Genomic DNA, 23,356 nt, shown 5'->3' with positions numbered 1-23,356 from the left:
CAAGTATTCAAACCGCACTATTGTGCGGTTGATGTCACCGGCCTGAGCAGATCGGTCGGCGCGCAGTCGAACAGATCCTTGAAGCTGCGATTGAAATAGGAAATGTCATTGAAGCCGGCCGAATAGGCGACTTCGGCGATCGTCCTTGGGCTTCTTTGATCTCTGATCTGCGCGATCTTTTCACGCACCAGGCGCAAACGCTTGTCGCGGATGACCGTGGTGCAGGTCATGCCGATACCTTGAAAATCCTGCTGCAGCGTGCGGATGGATACGCCGATCCGTGTCGCCAGCCACTTGGCGCAGAGATCGCTCTCGGTCAAGTGTCGGTCGATCAGTATGTCGACCATTTCCAGCCGCCGCGAAGCGCTGTCGTTGAGAGCGGACATGGCGTCGCCGTTTGAGACGAAGGCCTGTCGCGTCGCATTGAACATCAGGTGCCGCAGATTGGCGGACGCGGCATCCGATGCCGAATTGGACATGATCTTCGCCACCAGCGCCCGCAGCATCATTGCCATCGGGTCAAAGGCCTCGAGTTTGCGGGCGATGTCGAAATCGATCGGGCTTTCGGCATACATGATCTGGCGTGGCAAATGCAGCGACAGATGATTGCTGAACTGTCCACCGAAATGGAATGTCGTGGGCCGGGTCGAGTCGACGAGAATGCAATCACCGACATCCAGGACTGCCTGGAGGCCGACGTGCTCCAGACCACAGGACCCTTCGAGCTGCATGATGAGAAAAAGGTGCTCGTTGGCGTCTCGGCGAATGTCATCCCAATCTCGATGGACGCGATCGAGATCATTGGAAACATGGGCGAACTCCATACCGCAGACATCGATACGCCGGGCTGCCCCCGTTACGGCCTTGCCGCTCTCCATTGCTTTCGGATTGAAGTTGCCGCAGATCGATTGGAGATCACTGGTCCATTGATCATAGGGAACGGTTGCCCATGCGTGTTGCATCAGGGCCTGATTGTTCAAGAGCTCCAACTCTGCCTCCCAACAGTGTCAGTCAACGACATGTCCGTCTCGCGCGACTCTCCCACAAGCGCAAAAAGGCGGCAACACCTGAGACCGGTAAACTGAAAGAGTGTCGAAGATCAATCGCCCTGTCAATATATTTCACATGTTAACTAGAATCCGTCGTCCCGACTCTTCTCACCAGCTATGTTTTGCCGCCGCCATTCACTGGGCGGCACACCGGTCCGCGTGCGGAAGAAGCGCGAGAAATAGGCGGCATCCTTCAAGCCCACCTCGTAGGCTATGTCCTCGAGCGGACGGATGGTGAAAAGCAACAGCCGCTTGGCCTCGAGCAGACGGCGCTCGGCAATCATATCCTTCACGCCCTGGCCGAAAGCCATGTGCCCGGCCTTGGCAAGAAGATGCGGCGTAGTGCCGAGGCTCGAAACGTAGCGCGCAACCGGCCAGTTCTCACGAAAATGCCGGTCGATCAGCCGTCGAAGGTCACCAGCAAGCAGGCGTTGTGGCGATTGTGCCAGCATCGGCGCGTCGGACGCCAGGCGTCGGATCTGGGTCAGCATGGCGGCAACCAATGGTGAAAGGATCGTATCGGCCTGTCCTCTCTCCTCGGCGTACTCCTCCAGGATTAATTGCATGGTCCGCCGAAGTCTCTCCCAGAACGCTTCCGCGCCCTGCCCCGTCACCATCACCGGGCGATCCAGCGGCAGCGTCGTCTGGCCGGCGATCGACGGCAGCAGACTGTCTGCGATCGACACGACGACCGCGTCTGAGACAAGCGGATCGACATTGAAGCCGTGGATGACGCCGCTCGGCACGAAGCTGACGGCAGGCGCCAAAAAGTCCAAACGTTGGTCTTCGATGAAATAGGATCCGCTGCCGCTGGTCCAGAAAGTGACCTGCATCATCCGATCATGTTTGTGGGCTCGAACCTGGCCGGAATGGAGATTCGCGCGCGCCATCACCGTTTCGACATGAAGAAACCCGATCTCCAAAGGGCGATCCGGTTCGCCGTAAACAAAGAAACTTGGGACGATGTCGCTCATGCTGGCCGCCGTAAAAAGTACAAGTGATTTCCCTATTCTGTCCATGGTGGAAGGCGGACGCAAGGACTAGCATTTGCCTCACATCAAGGGAGGACGACATGCGATCAGAAGATTTCCGGGCCGATACCAAGCGGCCCTTCACCGGTGAGGAATATCTGGCATCCCTGCGTGACGGGCGGGAGGTCTACATCAATGGTGAGCGTGTCAAGGACGTGACAGCGCATCCCTCGATGCGCAACTCCGCCCGCTCGCTCGCCAGGCTTTACGATGCGCTGCATGCGGAAAAGACCAAGGAACGGTTGACATCGCCCACCGACACCGGCTCTGGGGGCTACACCCACAAATATTTCCGTGTCGCAAAGTCCTCCGCCGATCTCGTCGCTCAACAGGGTGCGATCGCCGACTGGGCCCGCATGTCCTATGGATGGATGGGCCGAACCGCCGACTACAAAGCAGCATTGATGAATACGCTGGGCGCCAATGCCGACTGGTACGGTCCCTTTAAGGACAATGCACTCGCCTGGCACAAGCGTGCCCAGGAAGCGGCTCTCTTCATGAACCACGCGATCGTCAACCCGCCGATCGACCGCCACAAGCCGGCGGATGCCGTAAAAGACGTATTCGTTCATATCACCAAGGAAACCGACGCCGGCATCTACGTCTCGGGCGCCAAGGTGGTGGCGACGTCCTCTGCTTTGACGCACTACAATTTCCTGGCACAGAGCTCGGCGACGGTCACGGAAGACCCGTCGCTGTCGGTGATGTTCATCGTCCCGATGAATGCGCCCGGCATCAAGATGTTCTGCCGCGTCTCCTATGAGGAAACGGCAAATCGTGTCGGCACGCCGTTCGACTACCCCCTCTCTTCCCGCTTCGATGAGAACGATGCCATCCTGGTTCTGGACAACGTCTTCATCCCCTGGGAGGACGTGCTGGTCCTGCGCGATGCGCCGAAGATCCTGTCCTTCCACCCCGCTTCCGGCTTCATGCATGGCTATTGCTTCCAGGGCTGCACGCGTTTCGCCGTCAAACTCGACTTTCTGGCAGGTTTGCTCGCCAAGGCTTTGCGGGCGACCGGCGGCGATGCCTTCCGCGGCAATCAGGCCGCACTTGGTGAAGTCATCGCGTTGCGCCACATGTTCTGGAGCTTCTCCAATGCCATGGCCTACAATCCGATACCATGGGCGAATGGCGCAGTGCTACCCAATCTGGAGGCCGCTCTTGCCTACCGCACCTTCATGTCGGAAGCCTATCCCCGTGTCATCGAGACAGTCCGCAAGGTCGTCGCCTCGGGGCTGATCTACCTGCCGTCCTCGGCCAAGGATTTCGGCAATCCTGATATCAACCGTTATCTTGGCCAGTATGTGCGCGGCTCCAACGATATGGGCCATATCGAACGCATCAAGATCATGAAGCTTTTGTGGGACGCAACTGGAACCGAGTTCGGCGGACGGCATGCGCTCTACGAGCTGAATTATGCCGGTGCGCCGGAAGAAGTCCGCCTTCAGGTGCTCAAGGGAGCCGAGCGTGGCGGTCGACTGCGCGAAATGGAGGCCTTGGTTGATACCTGCATGAGCGACTACGACGAAAATGGCTGGACCGGCGATACCTGGTTGCCACCGATCTGTGATGCAGACACGTTCAAATCTGCCGCTGAATAGGAGGCGACCATGGAGGAGGCCGTTTCCAAGACCGAGTTCCGCAACGCCATGGCCCGCGTCTGCGCACCGGTCAACGTCATCACCACCAACGGACCCGCCGGGCGCGGCGGGTTTACGGCAACTGCCATGTGCAGCGTGACCGACGAGCCGCCGACACTGCTCGTGTGCATGAATAGTCGATCCGCACAAACTGCACTATTTCTGGAAAACCACCGGTTCTGCGTGAACGTGTTAAGTCATGACCACAGAGAACTGGCTGGGAAATTTGCCGGGGCAACCGCCGATATGGAGGCGCGCTACGCCTCTGCGGACTGGGTCGCAATGCCTTCGGGCACGGATGCTCTCGCCGACGCGATCGTCTCGTTTGATTGCGAGCTGTCGGAGGCAAGACTTGTCGGCAGCCATCACATCTTCATCGGACGGATCGCAGGCATCAGATCCCGCCCCGATGGGAATGCGTTGCTATATTTTGACCGGAACTACGTCCATGTCCCGACGCAACTTGGCAGCTTCGGAGGTTGAACGGGCGAGCTGTCTGCCGCCTTGCTCTACCAAGGCATAGGAGACGTCCAACTACTTGTGCAACATCGCCAATTCGTCGAGCATATCCAGCAACGCATCGATCCGTTCCCGACCAAACCGCTGCTCCAGCGCCGTGTAAATCATACTGCTGTCTGGGCTGACTTCATTGATGACTTTCAGCCCGGCGGGCGTGATCTCAAGGAGAATGCGGCGACCGTCCTCAGCATCCTTGGTCTTGGTGATGAAGCCACGTTCCTCCAGGGATCGGATGATCCGCGTCAGGCTCGGGGCAAGAATGAAGGCCCGTTCCGACAGCTCCGAGGCATCCAATGTTCCGGCTTCCGCCAGAATGCGGATCACCCGCCATTGCTGTTCCGTTACGTCATGCAGCGCCAGCATCGGACGGAAATGCCCCATCACCGCCTCACGCGCCCGGAGCAGCGCAATCGGCAGCGAACGGCGAGTGTCACGGGGAAGAAGAGCGTCCTGCACTATGCCGTTCGTCTCAGGGGGGTGTCGGGCCATAATGGTTCTATGGATCAATTTTTTGCGGCGCGCAACGAGGCGAGCGCCCCCGCACCGTTGACAACGCCGCATATATTGTTAACATGTTAAATATATCAGTCACTGTGGCGCGGGAGGAACGATGCCGCATTTCACGATGGATTATTCGGCCAATCTCGATCGAACCGTGGACTTCGACGCGCTTTGTCGCGTGGTTCATGCGGAAATCCTGAAAACGGGCCTGTTCGAGGTCGGCGCGGTGCGGGTGCGCGCCATTCGGTGCGAAGCCTATGCGATCGCAGATCTTCTTACTGAAAACGCCTTCATCGACATGTCCTTCCGTATCGGCAAGGGGCGCAGCGAGGATGACAAGCGCCGGACCGGCGAGGCAATCTTCCACGCGGTGACGCAGCACCTGGATACTCTTTTCCAGACGCCGCACTTTGCGCTAACCCTCGAAATCCGCGAGATCGACCCCGCGCTCAGCTGGAAGAAGAACGCCATTCATCCGCGCCTTCGCAAAACAAATAGCTAGGCCGCCCAGCAAGAACCCAGACGCGACAGACAGCGAAACGTTGCACAGCTGCCTCGTTTCCGGCGCTGCAAGATCAGCAATATCGGAGAAGAAAATGTCGACATTTGAAAACAACATTGCGAAGGCAGAGGCTTATTTGGCCCGCTTCCGTGAGCAAGGCGTGCTGAACCATATCGATGGCGAAGCGGTTCCGGCCGCCGACGGTGCGACCTTCGATGTCATATCTCCGGTCGATCTGAAGGTGCTGGCAACGGCCGCACATGGCAAGGCGGCGGATGTGGACCGGGCAGCGAAGGCGGCAAAGGCGGCCTTCCCGACCTGGGCGGCAATGCCGGGCGATGCTCGCAAGGCGCTGCTGCACAAAATAGCTGATGCCATCGTCGCGCGCGCCGAGGAGATCGCCTTTACGGAATGCATGGATACCGGCCAATCGCTGAAATTCATGGCAAAGGCTGCGCTGCGTGGCGCAGAAAATTTCCGTTTCTTCGCCGATCGCGCCGCAGATGCTCGAGATGGAAAGAGCTTGCGTGCGAACGGCCAGGTCAACATCACCAGCCGCGCACCGATCGGACCGGTCGGCGTCATCACGCCCTGGAACACGCCGTTCATGCTGTCGACTTGGAAGATCGCACCGGCACTCGCCGCCGGCTGCACCATCGTCCACAAGCCGGCGGAGTTTTCACCGCTCACGGCGCGGCTGCTGGTCGAGATCGCCGAAGAGGCGGGCTTGCCCAAGGGTGTCTGGAATCTCGTCAACGGCTTCGGCGAGGACGCCGGCAAGGCATTGACCGAACATCCTGCCATCAAGGCAATCGGTTTTGTCGGGGAGAGCCGGACCGGCTCGATGATCATGAAACAGGGTGCCGATACGCTTAAACGCGTGCATTTCGAGCTCGGCGGCAAGAACCCCGTCATCGTCTTTGCCGATGCCGATCTGGAGCGCGCTGCTGACGCCGCCGTCTTCATGATCTATTCGCTGAACGGCGAGCGCTGCACCTCGTCCTCCCGCCTGCTGGTCGAAGCGAGCATCTACGAGCGATTCACCGCGATGGTCGCTGAGAAGGCCAAGCGCATCAAGGTCGGCCATCCGCTCGATCCCGAAACCGTCATCGGTCCATTGATACATCCCATCCATGAAAAAAAGGTGCTGGAATATATCGCGATCGGCAAAGAGGACGGTGCGACGCTTGCCGCCGGCGGCGCGAAATTCGATGGGCCGGGCGGCGGATGTTATGTCTCTCCGACCCTGTTCACCGGGGCGAATAACCGGATGCGCATTGCCCAGGAGGAAATCTTTGGTCCCGTGCTGACCGCCATCCCCTTCACGGATGAGGCCAACGCGTTGTCGCTTGCCAATGACGTGCAGTACGGCCTCACCGGTTATCTCTGGACCTCGGACGTCACCCGCGCCTTCCGTTTTGCCGATGCGTTGGAAGCCGGAATGATCTGGGTGAACTCGGAAAATGTGCGCCACCTGCCGACACCCTTCGGCGGCGTCAAGAATTCCGGCATCGGACGAGACGGCGGTGACTGGTCCTTCGATTTCTACATGGAAACCAAGAACGTTGCCTTTGCTACCACGGCGCATGCGATCCAGAAGCTCGGCGGCTGACCGCACGGCGCACATTTAAAACTTCGGAGGAACCCTTCATGCCCTTGCCCACACCCAATCTCTACCCGCCCTTCAACATCGTGCGCCTCAGCCATATCGAGCTTGCCGTGACCGATCTTGCCAGGTCTCGCGCCTTTTATGTCGATACGCTCGGCCTGCAGGTGACCGATGAAACAGCGCACACGATCTATCTGCGCGCACTCGAAGAGCGCGGGCATCACTGCATCATCCTGAAGCAAGCCGGTACTGCTGAAGCCGGGGACCTGGGCTTCAAGGTGTATTCCGACGAGGACCTCGACAAGGCGGAGCATTTCTTCAAGGGCAAGGACTTGCCTGTAGAATGGATCGAACGGCCTTACCAGTCGCGCACGTTCCGGACCCGCGATCCGCATGGCATTCCGCTGGAATTCTATTCGAAAATGGATCGGCTACCGCCGATCCATCAGCAATACGCCCTCTATAAGGGCGTAAAGCCGCTGAGGATCGACCATTTCAATTGCTTTTCGCCGAATGTCGACGAGAGCGTTGCCTTCTATAATGAGATCGGTTTCCGGGTGACGGAATACACCGCCGACGAGGAAACGGGCAGGCTCTGGGCCGCCTGGACACACCGTAAGGGCGGCGTTCACGACATTGCCTTCACCAACGGTCGCGGCCCGCGCCTGCATCATACCGCTTTCTGGGTGCCAACGCCGCTTAACATCATCGACCTGCTCGACCTGATGGCGACCACTGGCTGGCTTGCGAATATCGAGCGCGGGCCGGGACGACATGGCATTTCCAACGCTTTTTTCCTCTACATTCGCGATCCGGACGGGCATCGCATTGAAATATACTGCTCGGACTATCAGACCGTCGATCCCGATCTGGAGCCGATCAAGTGGGACCTCAAGGACCCGCAGCGCCAGACACTCTGGGGTGCGCCGGCGCCGAAATCCTGGTTCGAGGAAGGCAGCCTTTTTGTCGGAGCACCAGTGGTGGATTCTGTCCTGAAGGCGCAGCCGATCGTCGCGCCGTGACGACCGGGCGGCTCAGCCGCTAAACTGGCTTGGCCGAGCTGCCTATCCCCTCACCATCAACCGATCGGACCGTGATCATGCTCTTGAAAGACCCTTCACTTTTCCATCAAGCGGCACTTGTCGCCGGCGAATGGATCACAGCCGATCCCTCTAACGCGATCGAGGTGAACAACCCGGCGACCGGAGAGATCATCGGATATGTGCCGAAGCTGGGTGCTGCCGAGACCAGGACGGCCATCGAGGCCGCCCGCGTGGCGCAGAAGGGCTGGGCCGCGCGCACAGCAAAGGAACGCTGCGCGGTGCTTCGCAAGTGGTTCGACCTGATGATCGAGAACAAGGAAGACCTTGGCCGCATCCTGACACTGGAGCAGGGCAAGCCCCTGGCCGAGGCGACCGGCGAGATCGTCTACGGCGCAAGTTTCGTAGAATGGTTCGCCGAAGAGGGCCGCCGCATATATGGCGACTTGATCCCCGGCCACCAGCCCGACAAACGCATCATGGTGATGAAGCAGCCGATCGGCGTCGTCGCGGCAATCACGCCGTGGAACTTCCCCAATGCGATGATCACCCGCAAGGCCGGCCCTGCCTTCGCAGCCGGTTGCGCCATGGTGCTGAAGCCCGCCTCGCAGACACCGTTCTCGGCGATCGCGATTGCTATCCTGGCCGAACGCGCCGGATTGCCGAAGGGCGTCTTCAGCGTCATCACGGGCTCCGCCACGGCGATCGGCGGCGAAATGACTTCGAACCCCGTCGTGCGCAAGCTGACCTTTACCGGCTCCACCGAAATCGGCACCGAACTCTACAAGCAGAGCGCACCGACCATCAAGAAGCTCGGCCTTGAGCTCGGCGGCAATGCGCCGTTCATCGTTTTCGACGATGCCGATCTCGACGCGGCGGTCGAAGGGGCGCTCATTGCCAAATATCGCAACAACGGCCAGACCTGCGTTTGCGCCAACCGCATCTATGTGCAGGACGGCGTCTACGACGCTTTTGCGGCAAAGCTGGCGACTGCGGTCGCCAAGCTAAAGACCGGCAACGGCTTTGACGAGGGCGTGATCCTTGGACCGCTGATCGACAAGGCGGCCCTTGCCAAGGTTGAAGAGCATATCGCCGATGCCCTGGGCAAGGGTGCGCAGATCCTGCAGGGCGGCAAGCCACATGCGCTCGGCGGCACCTTCTTCGAAGCGACCATTTTGACGGATGTCACGAAAGATATGGCGGTCGCACGAGAAGAAACCTTTGGTCCGCTGGCGCCGCTCTTCCGCTTCAAGGATGAGGAAGATGTGATCCAGCAGGCCAACGACACCGAGTTCGGCCTCGCCTCCTACTTCTACGCCAAAGATCTCGCTCGGGTATTTCGTGTGGCCGAGGCACTGGAATACGGCATGGTCGGCGTCAATACTGGGCTGATCTCGACAGCGGAAGCGCCGTTTGGCGGCGTCAAACTGTCGGGTCTCGGCCGCGAGGGCTCGAAATATGGCATCGAGGAATTCACCGAGATCAAATATGTCTGCCTCGGTGGCATCGGCTGAACTGAATATGGAGAGAACGATGTCCCGCCCGAAATTTGTCAACTTTTCTCGCAACGGATACACCGGATACGGCTTGCTTGCCGGAGACGGTATCGTCGATCTTTTCGCGCGCCATGGCACCAAGTGGCAAACGTTGCGTGAGGTGATCGCGGCCGGCGCGCTGCTGGCGGTCGCCGAGGAAGCTGCGGGCTTGCAGCCCGATTTCCCGGTCTCGGAGATCCGCTACGAAATCCCGGTGCCCGCTCCGGAAAAGATCATCTGCGTCGGCGTGAACTTCCCCGACCGCAACGAAGAATACAAGGATGGGCAGGCGGCCCCTTCCAATCCCTCCCTGTTCATCCGCTTCCCGCGCTCGTTCACCGGCCACGGCCAGCCGCTGATCCGCCCACCGGAAAGCCCGCAGCTCGACTACGAAGGCGAGATCGTCATCGTCATCGGCAAGGGCGGCCGGCGCATCCCCGAGGCTGAGGCGCTCTCCCACATAGCTGCGCTGTCGCTGTGCAACGAAGGCACGATCCGCGACTGGGTCCGCCACGCAAAATTCAACGTCACCCAGGGCAAGAACTTCGACCGCACCGGCTCGATCGGGCCCTGGCTCGTGCCATATTGCGACGAGAGCCAGCTTGCCGACATCAAGCTTCAGACGCGGGTTAATGGCGAGGTGCGCCAGAACGATCGCACCAGCCGGATGATCTTCTCCTTCCGCAAGATCATCAACTACATATCGACCTTCTCCACGCTCGTTCCCGGCGATGTGATTGTCACCGGTACGCCGACAGGTGCTGGTGCACGCTTCGATCCGCCGATCTGGCTGAAGCCCGGCGACCTCGTCGAGGTCGAGGCCGATGGCATCGGCATCTTGCGCAACACGATCGCTGACGAGGTGTGAGATGCTGACATCCGACGAGATCACGCAGGCGGCAGAGCGTCTCGGTATCGCCGAGCGGACGCGTGAACAGACGGAGCTTCTATCGCTCAGGTATCCGCACATGACGATGGACGACGCCTATGCCGTGCAGTCGGCCTGGGTGAAGAAGAAGATCGCAGCCGGGCGCAAGGTGATCGGCTGGAAGATCGGACTTACCTCGAAGGCGATGCAATATGCGCTGAACATCGACACTCCCGATTCCGGCGTGCTATTCGACGACATGCTGTTCGAGGACGGTGCGACGGTTCCCGCCGATCGCTTCATCCAGCCCCGGATCGAGGCGGAGATCGCCTTCATCATGAAGGCTCCCCTGAAAGGCCCCGGCGTCACCGTCTTCGACGTGCTGAATGCCACGGACTACATCACCCCGGCCTTGGAGATCCTTGATACGCGCATCCTCAGGGTCGACCCCGAAACAAAGAAGGCCCGCACCATCGTCGACACGATTTCCGACAACGCGGCCAATGCCGGCATCGTGCTTGGCGGGCGCATGGCGCGGCCCGACACCGTCGACATGCGTTGGATGGGTGCAATCGTCAGCCGCAACGCCGAGGTCGAGGAAACCGGCCTGGGTGCCGGTGTCCTGAATCAGCCGGCGCGAGGTATTGCCTGGCTTGCCAACAGGCTGGCACAATATGGTGATGGCGTCGAGGCCGGCCAGATCGTACTCGCCGGATCCTTCATCCGACCGATCGAGGCACGTCACGGAGACACCATCGTCGCCGATTTCGGACCCTATGGAACAGTCAGCAGCTACTTCGCATAGGAGAGTGCCGATGCCCGCGCCCAAGAACACGTTCAAGACGGCTTTGGCCGAGAAACGCCCGCAGATCGGCCTCTGGCTGGCGCTCGCCAACCCCTATACGGCCGAGATCTGTGCAGGTTCCGGCTATGACTGGCTGCTGATCGACGGAGAGCATGCCCCGAACGATATCCCGCTGATGACGGCACAATTGCAGGCCCTCAAGGGCTCGCCGAGCCACCCGGTCATCCGGGCACCGATCGGAGAAGCTTGGCTCTTGAAGCAGATCCTTGATATCGGCGCGCAGACGGTGCTGGTGCCGATGATCGAGAGCGGCGACCAGGCAAGAGCCATGGTGCGCGCGGTGCGCTACCCGCCGCAAGGCGTGCGAGGCGTCGGGGCCGCACTTGCCCGTGCCTCGGCCTTCAATCGTATCCCCGACTATCTGCAGACGGCCAATGAGGAGATTTGCCTGCTGCTACAGATCGAAAGCCGCGCTGGGTTGGCCGCACTTGATGACATCGCAACCACCGACGGCGTGGATGGTGTTTTCATTGGACCGGCCGATCTCGCCGCCGACATGGGCCACCTCGGCAGACCAGGCGATGCAGAGGTGCAACAGGCAGTGGAAGCGGCATTGATCCGTATCCAGTCGCATGGCAAGGCCGCCGGCATCCTCACCGCCGATCAGTCGTTTGCCAAACGCTACCTCGAACTCGGCGCCACCTTCGTCGCCATCGGAAACGATGTCAGCCTGCTGGCGAACGGCGCGTCGCGCCTGTTGTCCGATTTTCAAAAGGCGAATGCCGCCGGCGCTGGAAGCGCAGCTACGGCAAGAGTTTACTGAGATGTGCCGGAAGCGAATTAAGGCGTTCGCATTATAACGGTATTCATATCGTTGTCTGTGTTTATTAGCGGGCTGGATCCGTTAGTTGAGAAGCTTGGAACTAGAAGCGGCACCCACTCATTTGGAAGGTTGGTCGCCTTGAAGGGATTAGAACCCTCGACCCGTTATTTCGACTTCGTGGGATAACCGCTTTTTTATGGAACTTTTCTGCGTGCCCTGAACAGGATCAAAGTGGTTTCTTAGTGTCATTTGGGGAGTCCCGAGCATGATGACTGGCCAGCGCGAACGCCGGCGGGCAAAGAGCCGACGCGTTAGCCGCCGGATCGTCGCCCGCCCGCGCTATTAATTCTGGGCGACCTGTGTGTTCAGGGCCTGGACAAACGCTGTGCCGAACGCCGCGTCGGACATCGGTTGTTGGCCGGTGATCAGTTCGCGATCGATCACAACATTGCTGGCCCAGGGTGCCGACGCGTTCTGCACAACGGCCCCGGCCGAGGCCAGCGCCTCATCAGGGTAGAACACCACATAGCCGCCCAGCAGTACATCACCTTCGACCTGCTTTTCCTCGGCGGAAGAGAACGCTGTCAGGCGATAGCCGGCATAAGGCCAGCCCTGGCTGAGCGATTGCAGCTGGGTGCCGTCGTTCGCGCCGAGCGCGACACGATAAGCCTGCGGGTCAGGCAACGTGGACAGGAGCGCCACCGGGCCATGGCAGATAATACCCGTCGGCCGGCCAGCGTCATGGAACGCGCGCAGTATCTGTCCGAGCGATTTATCCTGGACCAGGTCCTGCATCGGCGCATGCCCACCGGGAATAAAGACGCCGACGAATTCGCTAACGCCTTCAGATTGAACCGCCGAGAGGCGAAGCGGTTGCTTCAGGCTGTCGAGTCCGTTGATGTAAACCTCCGCCTCGGCACGCTTGGCATCGTCGCCCCCGAAATAGTTCTTGTGGTTCGAGTTCGAGTCCATTTGCGGCGTATCGCCGTTCGGATTGGCAAACACAGGCGTGTAACCAGCATCGACGATCTGCTGCAGCGGAACGGCGAGTTCATTCAGGAAATAGCCGGTCTTGTAGGTCTTGCCGTCTCGAAGTTCGAGCTGATGGGCGCTCGACATCACCACCAGAACTTTGCCCTTGCTCTGCGCGGAGGCCCCCGTCGGTGCCACCAGCGCCAGCCCCATCGCCAATCCCATCGCGAGGACAGCGCTACCCATACGTACAATGCTCATCTGCTTTTCCTTTGTGTTGATCGGTTTGGTCGAACTCTCCCGGAGCCGATCCGTCCGGGGCAACCCCTTCAACGGATTGGGAAGCTCCTGGCCAAACCAACTTCAAATTAACGGCATATGCCGATAAATTATCTATGGCATATGCGGCTATCTTGTCAAGACGACGAAATAGGGCTAGTGAAAAAGAGAAAACAATCGCCTGTGTCCGAGGCTCAAAGGAGGTCTGTCGGTTGAAGAAGAAGGCCAGTGTCGACCCGAATTATTGCAACAACACCGTTTTGCGGCAGGCCACGCGGCGGATGGGCCAACTCTACGACAGCATCATCGCACCGAGCGGCCTGAGGGCCACTCAGCTGGGATTGTTGACCCATTTGGTCTCACTTGGCGAGCCTACGATGCGGGAACTCGCCGAGGACATGGTCATGGACCAGTCTGCGCTTGGCCATACGTTGAAGCCGCTTGAGCGCAGCGGCTATCTTGAGTTGATCGTCGATCCTCAAGATCGTCGTGCCCGTCGGATTCGTCTTACCCAAGCGGGGACACGCAAGTTCGAAGACACATTGGTCCTGTGGAAAACGGCCCAGGATAGCTTTGAGGCCGCCTTTGGGCCAGAGAAGGCAGCCGAATTGAGAGCGGTCCTGACGTTCCTGGCATCGGATGATTTTGAGCGGGCGTTTAACGCGCCAACACCCAGCGCCGCCGGTGATTAGGCCGCCGGCATTTCGCTTTCGTCAGATTGAGAACAAGCCACGACACCACCTGTCCCAAGCGAAAGGCGTTCACCGAGCTCGGGACGGCGGTCAGTCTTTCAGACTGCGACGCGCCTCATAGGCTTCCAGGAATTCCGGAGAGGCGACATCATCCGCCAGCGTGCGGAGCACAGCCGCGGAAGGACCGAGTACGACCTCAACGCGCTGATTGGCGTCAGCCCAATGGACCAACGCCTCATGCATGCGGTGCTCGCCCGATCCCGTCAGCATCGCGTGCTTCGTTCGGCCGTCATGTTCGTCAGGCACGAGTTCGACGAGCCCGTCCCGGACCAGCGGGCGAAGCGCGTGGGTCAAAGCGGAAATGCTGACGGCAAGGCGCTCGGCGAGCGATTGCAAGGTAGGCCATGTATGGCCACCCTCGCGCAACGCGGCTATCTGGGTCAGAAGCCCGACTTGAGTAGCCTTCAGCCCGGTTGGCGCTACCGCATCATCGTAAAGCTGGCCCAGCCGCCGTGACGCGCGCCGAAGAGACGTGTTGGTGCACACGAGTTCGGACAGGAGCTCCGGCGGGCTCAGTCTGCCCGTGCGCAGCGCCTCGGCTGCATCGTCAATCGAAAGTTTGTTACCCATCACGCCAAAATAGTTGAGCACTCAGCCATTGACAAGGGAAAAACCTGGCCATACTTAAACTTGAGCACTCAACAAAATAGGAGCTTCACATGTCTGCATCATCGCTCAAGCCCATTGCTGTCGTTACAGGCGCCTCTGCCGGCATCGGCGCCGTCTACGCCGAACGCCTCGCTGAAAGGGGCTATGACCTTATCCTTATTGCTCGGCGCGCTGAACGCCTGAAGGCGCTCTCGGACAAACTGGGTGCTGCCCACGGCACCAAGGTTGAGGTGGTGGAAGCCGACCTCACGAAAGACGCCGACCTCGCGCGCGTCGAAAAGGTGCTGAAGGCCAATGCGGCGATCACGCTTCTGGTGAACAATGCCGGTAACGCGACGCTGGCTCCCATCGCCAAGACCTCTGAGGAAGACGCGGCCTCGATGATCGCACTCAACGTCATCGCGCTCACACGCCTCACGCACGCCGTTCTCCCGGAATTCCTCCGCCGCGACGAGGGCGCGATTATCAACGTTGCTTCGGTGCTGTCCTTCCACGCACTGCCGATCAGTGCGATCTACAGCGGCACCAAGGGTTATGTGATGAACTTCAGCCGCGGCCTGCAACAGGAATTGGCTGGAACCAATGTCCGCCTGCAACTCGTCATGCCGGCATCTACGGCAACCGAACTCTGGGATTTGTCGGGAATCCCGTTGGCGTCCCTCAACCAGGCTGCAGTGATGACGTCCGAAAATCTGGTGGATGCTGCTCTGGCAGGGTTCGACAGCGGCGAAGACATCACGCTGCCATCCGTTGCCGACGCAACTCTCTGGGACACGTTCGACGAAGCCCGGTCCAAGCTGTTCGCAGCAACGCAGACCGGTGAACCAGCACCCCGCTACCGTACCGCCTAATATAAGCCAGCGTTGTAAAACCCAATGGATCGACTGCACGGGGTAATACGTGCGGCAGCCGGCGTAAGCAAGTCCATGCAGAAAATCTGCTTCCCTTATTGAGGAGAACCAAATGCCCCATTTATTTGACCAATTCACGCTGAAAGGCGTGACACTCCGAAACCGGATTGCGGTTTCCCCCATGTGCCAGTATTCCGCGATCGATGGCGTCCCCAACGACTGGCACAACGTCCATCTTGCGAGCCTGGCGCGTGGTGGCGCCGGCCTCGTCAATGTCGAAGCCACAGCGGTCTCTCCCGAGGGCCGGATCACACCGGGCTGCACCGGTCTTTGGAACGATGACCAGGCCGAGGCTTTTGCGCCGATCGTCGCAAGCATCGAAAAAGCCGGCGCGGTTGCAGGTATCCAGATCGGCCATGCCGGCCGCAAGGCCAGCGCCAACCGCCCTTGGGAAGGCGACGATCATATCGCCGAGGACGACCCGCGCGGCTGGGAGACCATCGCACCCTCCGCCATTGCGTTCGGCGGCGGTCTGCGGAAGGTACCACGGGCGATGACGAAAGCGGACATCGATCGCGTTCGTGGGGATTTTGTCTCTGCGGCGATCCGCGCGCGCGACGTTGGATTCCGTTGGCTCGTGCTGCATTTTGCCCATGGGTATCTCGGCCAGAACTTCTTCTCGTCGCATTCGAACCAGCGCGACGACGAATATGGCGGCAGTGCCGAAAACCGCGGACGCTTTCTCCTCGAAACGCTGGCGGCCGTTCGTGAGGTCTGGCCCGAGGATCGTCCGCTGACGGCTCGCTTCGGCGTTATCGAGTTTGATGGCCGTGACGAAGAAACCCTGCAAGACGCGATCGATCTTGTTGGGAAATTCAAGGCAGCCGGCCTCGATTTCCTCGACACCAGCCTCGGCTTTTCGACGCCGACGGCCAACATTCCGTGGGGTCCCGGGTTTGTTGCGCCCTACGCCGACCGGGTCCGGAAGGCCACGGGCCTCCCCGGCTCGGCGAGCTGGAATATCAATCAGCCGGAGCAAGCGGACGAACTCATCCGCAGCGGACAGCTCGACCTGGTCATGATCGGCAAGGCGATACTCGCCGATCCGCATTGGCCTTACACAGCCGCGCGCAAGCTCGGTGTCGAGCGTCCGTCCTGGACATTGCCCGCCCCCTACGCACATTGGCTGGCATCCTACCGCGCGGCCTGAATGATCGGGCGCCTTCGACACTTTTCGAAGGCGCCCGATTCTTGATCTCAATAGAGTCCAATCATAAAACTCAAATCTCGGGGTAACCCTGAAAAACAAGACGCCATCACATGACGGTCACGCTATTCGGAGTGGAATCCAGCTTACCGGCCACCGCGATGCTTAGGTCGTCTCGCGTCCTACCGCTTCAGCACGAGGCTGCCAGGTTCGGCGTAAATCCGCGCGCCTTGGCGGATCGCGAACGTCCAAACGAAAAACAGGGCGAAACCCACATCTCATGCCTGTTCGCTCTCAAAACATGCAGGGCATATCATGTTCAATGATTCAGCGTTGCCCCCCAGATGGGCCGGAAAAAACTTCGAAGGCATGTTGGAAACTTTGGTCGAAATTGCTCCTTTTGAGGGATCCTCGACTGATGACATTAAAGACTTCGCTTGGAGCGCCAACGCTTGGTCGAATGGGACTTTGACCCTCAGCGAGATGTCTTGCAATAGGGCGTGGCATCTCTCGGCGACATCGGGCACACCGAAATGGCTCACGATTATGGTCCCACGAGATGGAATCTGCGGGATAACACGAGGGCAAATCACAACCACAGCTTTGCCCGGCCAGCTTCTGCTCGGCCAAAATCATGAGGTAGATCGTTTCTTCGTACAGGGTACCCCTCATCGATCAGAAAAGCTTCATCTGGACTCGAGCGTAATATCACAGACAGTCGGCGAACTGCTCGAGGCGCCGGTAAGTGGATCGCTTGATTTATTGCCTCAAGTTGACCAATACAGCCCCTCTGGACATGTGCTCAAGAATCTAGTCGAGACCATAATATCTGGAATGCGCGGAGACGGTGTCTTGCTCCATTCTCCGATCGCAATGACCAACCTAACACAAGCGCTCGGTCATGTGGTCGTGCGATCAATGCCCCACCGTTTCTCAAAGCAATTGGAAAAGACGACCTTTGCGCCGGCGCCTTGGCACATTCGTCGCGCTATAGATTTCATGCACGCGAACATTAATAAACCAATTACAATCTCGATGGTGGCTCATGCTGCCAATGTGTCAGTTCGGACATTGGAAAACGGTTTCCGGACGTTCAGGGAAGCAACGCCGGCCAACTACTTGAGGAAATTGCGACTACAGGCGGTTCGAAAAGACCTTCTCGACCCCTACAACCGACAAACCATCCGGGAGATCTGCCTGAAGTGGGGCTTCTTTCACGCCGGGCGTTTTTCGGCAACGTACAGGTCAGTTTATGGCGAAACTCCCCAACAAACGCAGAAGCAAAAGCACAGAAATGGGCTTTGAATGGGAGTAGTTCTCCGATCAGAATTTGCCAGCAATGGTGGGCTGTCCTCCGACGCACTTTCAACCCATGCGTCCGACGGGTAATGCCCCCCTTTCCAATACAGATGCGACAGAGAGCCACCGGCCCTTCGACGGGGTCTATCACCAGCTCGCGGGGGTGGCATGAGTGTGGAGTGGTAGGCGCTTTACATAATTGCAGCGTCGCTGCCAATAGTGCGGCGATGTGGCCTTCTAAGGCACGCAATGCAATCGCCGACACAAACCCTGTGGTAGACGCACGTCATACTCTAAGCGACGCCAGGATGAACGCCTAGGCGAGCGGTTCGCTCCTCGGTCGCAGGGCCCCACATCAGGCGCGCAACGCTCCCACGTCCACTGGCCGTTCTGCTAGACATCGACTCGGAACGCCGACCGCAACGACGCGGGCATAGAGTAGCCTGCCGGATCCGGAGGTCGGATGGATTGCGACGACATGCGTACGGGTCTGCGTGCTCGGCGCAAAGTCGCGGCCGCGATCTCGGTCAGGTATTGGGGACAAGTGCATTTCCCACCAGTCTGAATGTCAATTTGCGCAAAGATATCCGGATTCCGAAACTGTCAGAAGGTTCGATTTCTCGTTTTAATAAATTCTTATCGATCAAACTATACCTTTTGCATCAACGTATAAAAGAGGGTTATTATAGATTAAAGAAGGGAACGTGCAAAATTATTTGAGAATATTTCTAATTTAACTTCGGGTGTAAATCGTACTTAAATTCATTCACCCTAGTTAATACAATGACTTCACGCCATATGATTTGAAATCGAAGCGAGCAAGGAGGCTAAATTCCTCCAGTTCATCGATCGGAGGACATAATGCACCACTTCAAAAGTTTCGGGCTCGCAGCTCGCTTGGCCACCGGTTTCGGATTCCTTTTCTGCTTGATGGTAGGTTTGACTGCCTACTCAACTGGACAAGTTGCTCAAATCGACAGCAAGCTTGCCACTATCAACGACGTGAACAGCGTCAAGCAGCGATATGCCATCAACTATCGCGGAAGCGTGCACGATAGAGCGATCGCCGTACGCGACGTCACCCTAGTGACCTCTGAGGCTGAGCGCATGCAGGCCGTAGCTCTCATCGAGAAGCTCGCGGCATCGTATGCCGATAACGAGAAACGCATGGCGGAGATGGTTGCATCCCTAGCTGGTGCAACAGATGAGGAAAAGACGATCCTCGCCGAAATCGCGGACATTCAGGCCAAGACCAATCCCTTGGTCGCCGAAATCATATCGCTTCAGAATAAAGGGGACGGCAGCGCCGCGCGTAGGGTACTGCTGGAACAGGCGCGTCCGCTCTTCGTTGCTTGGCTCGGCGCCATCAACAAGTTCATCGACTATCAAGAAGCGCTGAACAAATCTGTCGGTGGCGAGGTCCGCGACACAGCAAGCCATTTCAAGTCCTTGGCATTCACTGCGCTGGGAATTGCGGCCGTTCTTTCGCTCATCGCCGCTGTCCTCGCAGCCCGCTCGATTATTGGTCCTCTCTCCCGGCTTCAGCAATCTCTGAAGGCGATGGCCGCGGGTAACCCGGAAGGAGACCACGATCTCGAAGCACGTGGCGATGAGATCGGCACGCTCGCGCGCGCTGTCGCCACGCTCCGGGACACCATTTTCAAGAAGGCCGAGCGGGAGGCAGATGCCGAAGCCAAAAGGACGATAACCGAACGCCAGAGGCTCGAGGAAGAAGCCCGGGAACGCAGCGCTCTTGCGGAGCAGACGAGCCATGCGGTCAATCAGCTCGCCGATGCGTTGCAGGCGCTGGCAGCCGGCGACCTGACACGCGAAATCAAAAGTCCCTTCATCACCTCTCTCGACAAGCTGCGTGTCGACTTCAACTGTGCTGTCGCAAACCTGCGCGATGCCATGCACAAGGTTGCCGAGAACGCGCGTTCGATCGCCGCGGGAGCTCAGGAAATCCGGTCGGCATCCGACGATCTGTCCAAGCGCACCGAACAGCAGGCAGCCTCGGTCGAAGAGACTGCGGCAGCACTCGAAGAAATCACGACGACCGTTGCTGATTCAAGCAATCGGGCCCAGGAGGCAGGCCAACTCGTTCGTCAGACCAGGGAGAACGCCGAACACTCAGGTATCGTCGTGCGTGATGCGGTTGTTGCAATGGGCAGCATCGAATCGTCCGCCTCGGAAATAGGTACCATCATCGGCGTTATCGATGAAATTGCATTTCAAACAAACCTTCTAGCGCTCAACGCAGGTGTCGAAGCCGCGCGCGCAGGCGATGCAGGCAAGGGCTTCGCCGTCGTTGCCCAGGAAGTTCGCGAACTGGCCCAGCGTTCCGCAAAGGCCGCCAAGGAAATCAAGGGACTCATTAACGCCTCCAATACCCATGTGAAGAGCGGCGTCTCGCTCGTTGCTGAGACCGGTAAAGCCTTGCATCAGATTGTCGCTCAGGTGCAGCAGGTAGACGGCAACGTTGGGGCTATCGTCCAAGCGTCCAAGGAGCAGGCGATTGGCCTGCGGGAAATCAACACTGCCGTCAACACCATGGATCAAGGCACTCAGCAGAATGCGGCCATGGTGGAGGAAGCCACAGCGGCAGCTCACAGTCTGGCGAGAGAAGCAGATGCCCTGTTCGAGCTTGTCCGTCAGTTCAAAATAGGAACTGAGGTTACCTTTAAGCAGAGCTTAGTGGCCCCCGGTGTGACGAATGCGCGACCGAGCGCCTCTCCCGCACTCCAAATGATTGCAAAAATCAACCACTCGTTCAACGGAAACGCCGCCCTGGCTAGCGAATGGGAAGAATTCTAGTAGCGGCTCGCCTGACATCAATCGTGGAGTTGGCCCTATAAACCGTGACCTTAGATTTCGCCTTCTTCACGGCGTTACCCGTAGCTTTGGTTCGTCCTGGTTCCTCATATCAACGACCATTCACGAAAGAACCGAAAATGTCCCACGTCATCAAGTTACCGCTTTTCCGTCCGGTGAAGGGTTTGCCCCCTGTGTCAAACCCCGACGCCGAAGCTCCAGCGGCGCTGCAATCCAAGCGCAACGATATGGTTTACGTCACCAATTTATTGGAGGGCCTGCGGGCAAGATTATTGACGTTGTCGACCAACGAAAAGCCAATTGCAGCGATCTCATCAAAGGGCGCGTTCGAATACCGCTCGGTTGGTGGTCTCGTGAGGGACAACTGAGCACACGGTCGATGAGATTGGGGAGGCCAGACATTTGATGTCGAAGAACACAAATGCGAGGGGCGTGGTGCGACGCTGCGACTTCACAACACGCGGCGTCTTGGTCTCGCTGGGGAACCGTTCTGTTTTTGACCGTTTAATTTGAACCACGGGAAATATGAATATCAAACACTTCAATGCGGAAGCCTTGCCGTCAAAAAATTCCACGGCGTATCCGTAGGTCGGCTGTCGGAGATGATTCCTTTGATCTCATCCACCAAATCATGACCCGCGGCCAGCCTGCCGCGGGCTTTGGAGCGATGCTGGTTCATTCGATCCGCCGGGACATTGTTAAGGCCATTGATTAGACTGGAGGTGGTTAATGAAAAGCAAAACAAAGAACTCACCCTCTGAGGCAAGGCGGCTGGCTCGGTTGAGAAGCTACGGCGTGCTTGACGAGAAAGAAGATCCAATATTGAGCCAATACGCCAAGATGGCCGCCCAGATCGCTGGCACACCCTTGTCGATGGTCTCCCTGGTCGACGCCGATTGGCAGTTCGCGAAGGGCTCGTTCGGTCCAGTCGCTCCTAGGCTCGCACGCCAGGAGACGGTTTGTGCGCACGTAGTAGACAACGCCAACGAAGGCTTGATCATAAACGACCTAAGCAAGGATGAGCGCTTTGCGCGCAGGAAGTTCGTGACAGAAGGCCCCCAACTCAGGTTCTACGCGGGCATTCCTCTCGATGGAGACGATGAAGGGAGCATCGGTAGCTTTTGCGTGATGGACACGATCCCTCGAGAGTTGACCGTGGTGCAAATCGAGCAGCTCAAGCTGCTGGGCAAGGCGGTGATGAGCCACATCGAAATGATGAGGATGGCTAAGCATTTGGAGGAGCTGACTGGCGAGCCAGCGGCAGCCAACTTACGGAACTCGGAGGAGCGCTCAGCAAAGGTGGGTGATATCAAACGCGCACTGGCTCGCGACGAGTTCATCAACTACTACCAGCCTAAAGTAGACTTGAAAACGGGCAACATCATCGGCGCCGAGGCGCTAGTCCGATGGATTCATCCGGAGCGCGGGCTCATCCAGCCCTCGGAGTTCATTCCACTCATGGAGGAGACCGGCCTGATCGTTGAGGCAGGCAGAGGAGTGCTGGAGCGCGCAATGGAAGACTGGAGCACGTGGTCCGGCTACGGTTTGTCGCCGCCGCAAATTGCCGTCAATGTATCCGCAAAGCAATTTCTTGACGACGAACTTATAGACGACGTCGCGGCGGCCCTGGTTTCTTCTGGAAACAAGGATGCGAGGCCATTGTCTATTGAGTTGACAGAGAGCGGGTTGATCACCAACCGGGATAAAATCTCCCAACAGCTTAGCACCATTCGCGAGTTGGGCGTGCCCGTGGCTTTAGACGATTTCGGCACGGGCTATTCGAGCCTCTCCTACTTGGCGACGCTGCCAGTGGATGTGCTGAAGATCGACCGGACCTTTGTAAGGAAAATGATGACAGAGATCCATTACATGACGTTGGTGAACAATATTATCCAATTGGCCCATGGACTCGACTTGAAGGTGGTCGCGGAAGGCGTTGAGACTAAGGAGGAGGCTCAATTGCTTAAACTTTTACGATGCGAACAAGCGCAAGGCTATTTGTATAGCAAGCCCGTGAACGCCGAGGCCTTCGCGGCGATGCTCAGGTAAAAGTAAAGGCCGTATCCGAAAACAGTGTTGGGGTTGGCTTAAATGTTTGGTCCCAGCATTTGATAGATCGGATGCAGTCCGAATCTTCTCGGCTCGTTTGTCCACTCTTGGATCGTTTGCGGGTGCGAGAAATCCTACGATACTCCGGCTTCACCCCTGTCGAACGGCGGAACCGATGGCGTTGACGACAACGCGAGCGTGGGCCAGGGCCGACATGCCGTCGATGTCGGCGGGAGATAAAGTTCCGACAAGGTCGAATCCTACGATCTTGGCCCGCCTGCCCAAGCCTGCCATCAGAATGATCACATGCCTATGCCTTCATTCAACATCGCCGTTTGCAGATGGCGAAGCGGGAAAAAAGGAGATGGCGCTTTCGAAAGGGACCACCTGAGCCGACTCTTGCGGCCATTCCGCCGGGCCATCATGAGTGCACTCGCCATGACGGAAATCTCTTTCCGATGCCTGCATTGTCTGCAGCCAATCGCAAACCTAGAATTCAATTTGCCAAAGCAGTGCATCTAGACTAGTGGAAGGTCGCTCGAGCCGAAGCGCTTGAGCCCAGTTGGACCGGCACGACGCGG

At 58.5% G+C, this 23,356-nt stretch carries 21 protein-coding genes and 1 pseudogene; 16 read left to right on the top strand and 6 right to left on the bottom strand.

The window, feature by feature from the left end; genetic code table 11:
• Positions 1–17 precede the first annotated feature (17 nt).
• Together ACD590_RS26825 and ACD590_RS26820 are read right to left on the bottom strand one after the other, a co-directional pair.
• Positions 18–962 carry a helix-turn-helix domain-containing protein gene (locus ACD590_RS26825; protein WP_439004056.1) on the bottom strand — a complete coding sequence of 315 codons (945 nt, stop codon included), beginning with the start codon at positions 960–962 and terminating at the stop codon, positions 18–20.
• 170 nt (positions 963–1,132) lie between these two features.
• Positions 1,133–2,068, bottom strand: a complete 936-nt coding sequence (locus tag ACD590_RS26820; protein WP_439003792.1) for a helix-turn-helix domain-containing protein — start codon at positions 2,066–2,068, stop codon at positions 1,133–1,135.
• A 53-nt stretch (positions 2,069–2,121) separates the two neighbouring features.
• On the opposite strand from ACD590_RS26820, the gene ACD590_RS26815 reads away from it, so the two are divergent.
• Positions 2,122–3,684, top strand: a complete 1,563-nt coding sequence (locus ACD590_RS26815; protein WP_439003791.1) for a 4-hydroxyphenylacetate 3-hydroxylase N-terminal domain-containing protein — start codon at positions 2,122–2,124, stop codon at positions 3,682–3,684.
• Positions 3,685–3,693: 9 nt separating this feature from the next.
• Positions 3,694–4,206: a flavin reductase gene (locus tag ACD590_RS26810; protein WP_439003790.1), complete on the top strand. Its 513-nt coding sequence runs from the start codon at positions 3,694–3,696 to the stop codon at positions 4,204–4,206.
• Positions 4,207–4,257: 51 nt separating this feature from the next.
• Here the strand turns inward: ACD590_RS26810 and hpaR are convergent, their stop codons facing one another.
• Positions 4,258–4,731: a homoprotocatechuate degradation operon regulator HpaR gene (hpaR, locus tag ACD590_RS26805; RefSeq protein WP_439003789.1), complete on the bottom strand. Its 474-nt coding sequence runs from the start codon at positions 4,729–4,731 to the stop codon at positions 4,258–4,260.
• A gap of 121 nt (positions 4,732–4,852) precedes the next feature.
• Between hpaR and ACD590_RS26800 the strand changes: the two genes are divergently transcribed.
• From ACD590_RS26800 to hpaI, 7 genes are all read left to right on the top strand, one after another.
• Positions 4,853–5,245 (top strand): 5-carboxymethyl-2-hydroxymuconate Delta-isomerase, encoded by a 393-nt coding sequence (locus tag ACD590_RS26800; RefSeq protein WP_439003788.1) that lies wholly within the window; start codon positions 4,853–4,855, stop codon positions 5,243–5,245.
• A gap of 94 nt (positions 5,246–5,339) precedes the next feature.
• A complete protein-coding gene (gene hpaE / locus ACD590_RS26795; protein WP_439003787.1) occupies positions 5,340–6,857 on the top strand; it encodes a 5-carboxymethyl-2-hydroxymuconate semialdehyde dehydrogenase in 1,518 nt (505 codons plus the stop codon).
• 38 nt (positions 6,858–6,895) lie between these two features.
• Positions 6,896–7,876: a 3,4-dihydroxyphenylacetate 2,3-dioxygenase gene (gene hpaD / locus ACD590_RS26790; protein ID WP_439003786.1), complete on the top strand. Its 981-nt coding sequence runs from the start codon at positions 6,896–6,898 to the stop codon at positions 7,874–7,876.
• 77 nt (positions 7,877–7,953) lie between these two features.
• On the top strand, positions 7,954–9,408 hold the full coding sequence (gene gabD / locus ACD590_RS26785; RefSeq protein WP_439003785.1) for an NADP-dependent succinate-semialdehyde dehydrogenase: 1,455 nt from the start codon (positions 7,954–7,956) through the stop codon (positions 9,406–9,408).
• 19 nt (positions 9,409–9,427) lie between these two features.
• Positions 9,428–10,297 carry a fumarylacetoacetate hydrolase family protein gene (locus ACD590_RS26780; protein ID WP_439003784.1) on the top strand — a complete coding sequence of 290 codons (870 nt, stop codon included), beginning with the start codon at positions 9,428–9,430 and terminating at the stop codon, positions 10,295–10,297.
• Between the two features lies 1 nt (position 10,298).
• Positions 10,299–11,102, top strand: coding sequence for a 2-oxo-hept-4-ene-1,7-dioate hydratase (gene hpaH / locus ACD590_RS26775; protein ID WP_439003783.1), 804 nt, complete (start codon positions 10,299–10,301; stop codon positions 11,100–11,102).
• 10 nt (positions 11,103–11,112) lie between these two features.
• A complete protein-coding gene (hpaI, locus tag ACD590_RS26770) occupies positions 11,113–11,925 on the top strand; it encodes a 4-hydroxy-2-oxoheptanedioate aldolase (RefSeq protein ID WP_439003782.1) in 813 nt (270 codons plus the stop codon).
• 342 nt (positions 11,926–12,267) lie between these two features.
• Here hpaI and ACD590_RS26765 read toward each other — a convergent pair whose 3' ends face one another.
• The gene (locus tag ACD590_RS26765; RefSeq protein ID WP_439003781.1) at positions 12,268–13,158 is read right to left on the bottom strand and encodes a type 1 glutamine amidotransferase domain-containing protein; all 891 of its coding nucleotides are present in this window, start codon (positions 13,156–13,158) and stop codon (positions 12,268–12,270) included.
• A gap of 230 nt (positions 13,159–13,388) precedes the next feature.
• Between ACD590_RS26765 and ACD590_RS26760 the strand changes: the two genes are divergently transcribed.
• Positions 13,389–13,868 (top strand): MarR family winged helix-turn-helix transcriptional regulator, encoded by a 480-nt coding sequence (locus ACD590_RS26760; protein ID WP_439003780.1) that lies wholly within the window; start codon positions 13,389–13,391, stop codon positions 13,866–13,868.
• A gap of 90 nt (positions 13,869–13,958) precedes the next feature.
• Here ACD590_RS26760 and ACD590_RS26755 read toward each other — a convergent pair whose 3' ends face one another.
• Entirely contained in the window at positions 13,959–14,498 is a 540-nt protein-coding gene (locus ACD590_RS26755) for a MarR family winged helix-turn-helix transcriptional regulator (protein WP_439004055.1), read from the bottom strand.
• A gap of 89 nt (positions 14,499–14,587) precedes the next feature.
• Between ACD590_RS26755 and ACD590_RS26750 the strand changes: the two genes are divergently transcribed.
• The 6 genes from ACD590_RS26750 to ACD590_RS26725 all read left to right on the top strand — a co-directional run bounded on the left by ACD590_RS26750 (position 14,588) and on the right by ACD590_RS26725 (position 22,775).
• Entirely contained in the window at positions 14,588–15,388 is an 801-nt protein-coding gene (locus tag ACD590_RS26750) for an SDR family NAD(P)-dependent oxidoreductase (protein ID WP_439003779.1), read from the top strand.
• 112 nt (positions 15,389–15,500) lie between these two features.
• Entirely contained in the window at positions 15,501–16,598 is a 1,098-nt protein-coding gene (locus tag ACD590_RS26745; protein WP_439003778.1) for an NADH:flavin oxidoreductase/NADH oxidase, read from the top strand.
• Between the two features lie 312 nt (positions 16,599–16,910).
• Positions 16,911–17,900: a helix-turn-helix transcriptional regulator gene (locus ACD590_RS26740; RefSeq protein ID WP_439003777.1), complete on the top strand. Its 990-nt coding sequence runs from the start codon at positions 16,911–16,913 to the stop codon at positions 17,898–17,900.
• Positions 17,901–18,755: 855 nt separating this feature from the next.
• Positions 18,756–20,708 (top strand): methyl-accepting chemotaxis protein, encoded by a 1,953-nt coding sequence (locus ACD590_RS26735; protein ID WP_439003776.1) that lies wholly within the window; start codon positions 18,756–18,758, stop codon positions 20,706–20,708.
• Between the two features lie 137 nt (positions 20,709–20,845).
• The gene (locus ACD590_RS26730) at positions 20,846–21,094 is read left to right on the top strand and encodes a hypothetical protein (protein ID WP_439003775.1); all 249 of its coding nucleotides are present in this window, start codon (positions 20,846–20,848) and stop codon (positions 21,092–21,094) included.
• Between the two features lie 361 nt (positions 21,095–21,455).
• Entirely contained in the window at positions 21,456–22,775 is a 1,320-nt protein-coding gene (locus tag ACD590_RS26725; RefSeq protein ID WP_439003774.1) for a sensor domain-containing phosphodiesterase, read from the top strand.
• Positions 22,776–22,925: 150 nt separating this feature from the next.
• Here ACD590_RS26725 and ACD590_RS26720 read toward each other — a convergent pair.
• A pseudogene (locus ACD590_RS26720) lies at positions 22,926–23,090 on the bottom strand (agmatinase); the annotation flags it as partial.
• Between the last annotated feature and the right edge of the window lie 266 nt (positions 23,091–23,356).

It is taken from the genome of Rhizobium sp. 862_C5_N1_2, from assembly GCF_051811205.1.
In the GTDB taxonomy this organism is placed as follows: Bacteria; Pseudomonadota; Alphaproteobacteria; order Rhizobiales; family Rhizobiaceae; genus Rhizobium; species Rhizobium leguminosarum.
Note: the sequence above shows the minus strand (reverse complement) of the source record. Positions and strands in the feature narration are given on the sequence as shown.

What these genes read in the sequence shown, in the direction of transcription:
- ACD590_RS26825 (WP_439004056.1), bottom strand. Translation starts at nt 962, where the DNA reads ATGCAACACGCATGGGCAACCGTTCCCTATGATCAATGGACCAGTGAT.
- ACD590_RS26820 (WP_439003792.1), bottom strand. Translation starts at nt 2,068, where the DNA reads ATGGACAGAATAGGGAAATCACTTGTACTTTTTACGGCGGCCAGCATG.
- ACD590_RS26815 (WP_439003791.1), top strand. Translation starts at nt 2,122, where the DNA reads ATGCGATCAGAAGATTTCCGGGCCGATACCAAGCGGCCCTTCACCGGT.
- ACD590_RS26810 (WP_439003790.1), top strand. Translation starts at nt 3,694, where the DNA reads ATGGAGGAGGCCGTTTCCAAGACCGAGTTCCGCAACGCCATGGCCCGC.
- hpaR (WP_439003789.1), bottom strand. Translation starts at nt 4,731, where the DNA reads ATGGCCCGACACCCCCCTGAGACGAACGGCATAGTGCAGGACGCTCTT.
- ACD590_RS26800 (WP_439003788.1), top strand. Translation starts at nt 4,853, where the DNA reads ATGCCGCATTTCACGATGGATTATTCGGCCAATCTCGATCGAACCGTG.
- hpaE (WP_439003787.1), top strand. Translation starts at nt 5,340, where the DNA reads ATGTCGACATTTGAAAACAACATTGCGAAGGCAGAGGCTTATTTGGCC.
- hpaD (WP_439003786.1), top strand. Translation starts at nt 6,896, where the DNA reads ATGCCCTTGCCCACACCCAATCTCTACCCGCCCTTCAACATCGTGCGC.
- gabD (WP_439003785.1), top strand. Translation starts at nt 7,954, where the DNA reads ATGCTCTTGAAAGACCCTTCACTTTTCCATCAAGCGGCACTTGTCGCC.
- ACD590_RS26780 (WP_439003784.1), top strand. Translation starts at nt 9,428, where the DNA reads ATGTCCCGCCCGAAATTTGTCAACTTTTCTCGCAACGGATACACCGGA.
- hpaH (WP_439003783.1), top strand. Translation starts at nt 10,299, where the DNA reads ATGCTGACATCCGACGAGATCACGCAGGCGGCAGAGCGTCTCGGTATC.
- hpaI (WP_439003782.1), top strand. Translation starts at nt 11,113, where the DNA reads ATGCCCGCGCCCAAGAACACGTTCAAGACGGCTTTGGCCGAGAAACGC.
- ACD590_RS26765 (WP_439003781.1), bottom strand. Translation starts at nt 13,158, where the DNA reads ATGAGCATTGTACGTATGGGTAGCGCTGTCCTCGCGATGGGATTGGCG.
- ACD590_RS26755 (WP_439004055.1), bottom strand. Translation starts at nt 14,498, where the DNA reads ATGGGTAACAAACTTTCGATTGACGATGCAGCCGAGGCGCTGCGCACG.
- ACD590_RS26750 (WP_439003779.1), top strand. Translation starts at nt 14,588, where the DNA reads ATGTCTGCATCATCGCTCAAGCCCATTGCTGTCGTTACAGGCGCCTCT.
- ACD590_RS26745 (WP_439003778.1), top strand. Translation starts at nt 15,501, where the DNA reads ATGCCCCATTTATTTGACCAATTCACGCTGAAAGGCGTGACACTCCGA.
- ACD590_RS26740 (WP_439003777.1), top strand. Translation starts at nt 16,911, where the DNA reads ATGTTCAATGATTCAGCGTTGCCCCCCAGATGGGCCGGAAAAAACTTC.
- ACD590_RS26735 (WP_439003776.1), top strand. Translation starts at nt 18,756, where the DNA reads ATGCACCACTTCAAAAGTTTCGGGCTCGCAGCTCGCTTGGCCACCGGT.
- ACD590_RS26730 (WP_439003775.1), top strand. Translation starts at nt 20,846, where the DNA reads ATGTCCCACGTCATCAAGTTACCGCTTTTCCGTCCGGTGAAGGGTTTG.
- ACD590_RS26725 (WP_439003774.1), top strand. Translation starts at nt 21,456, where the DNA reads ATGAAAAGCAAAACAAAGAACTCACCCTCTGAGGCAAGGCGGCTGGCT.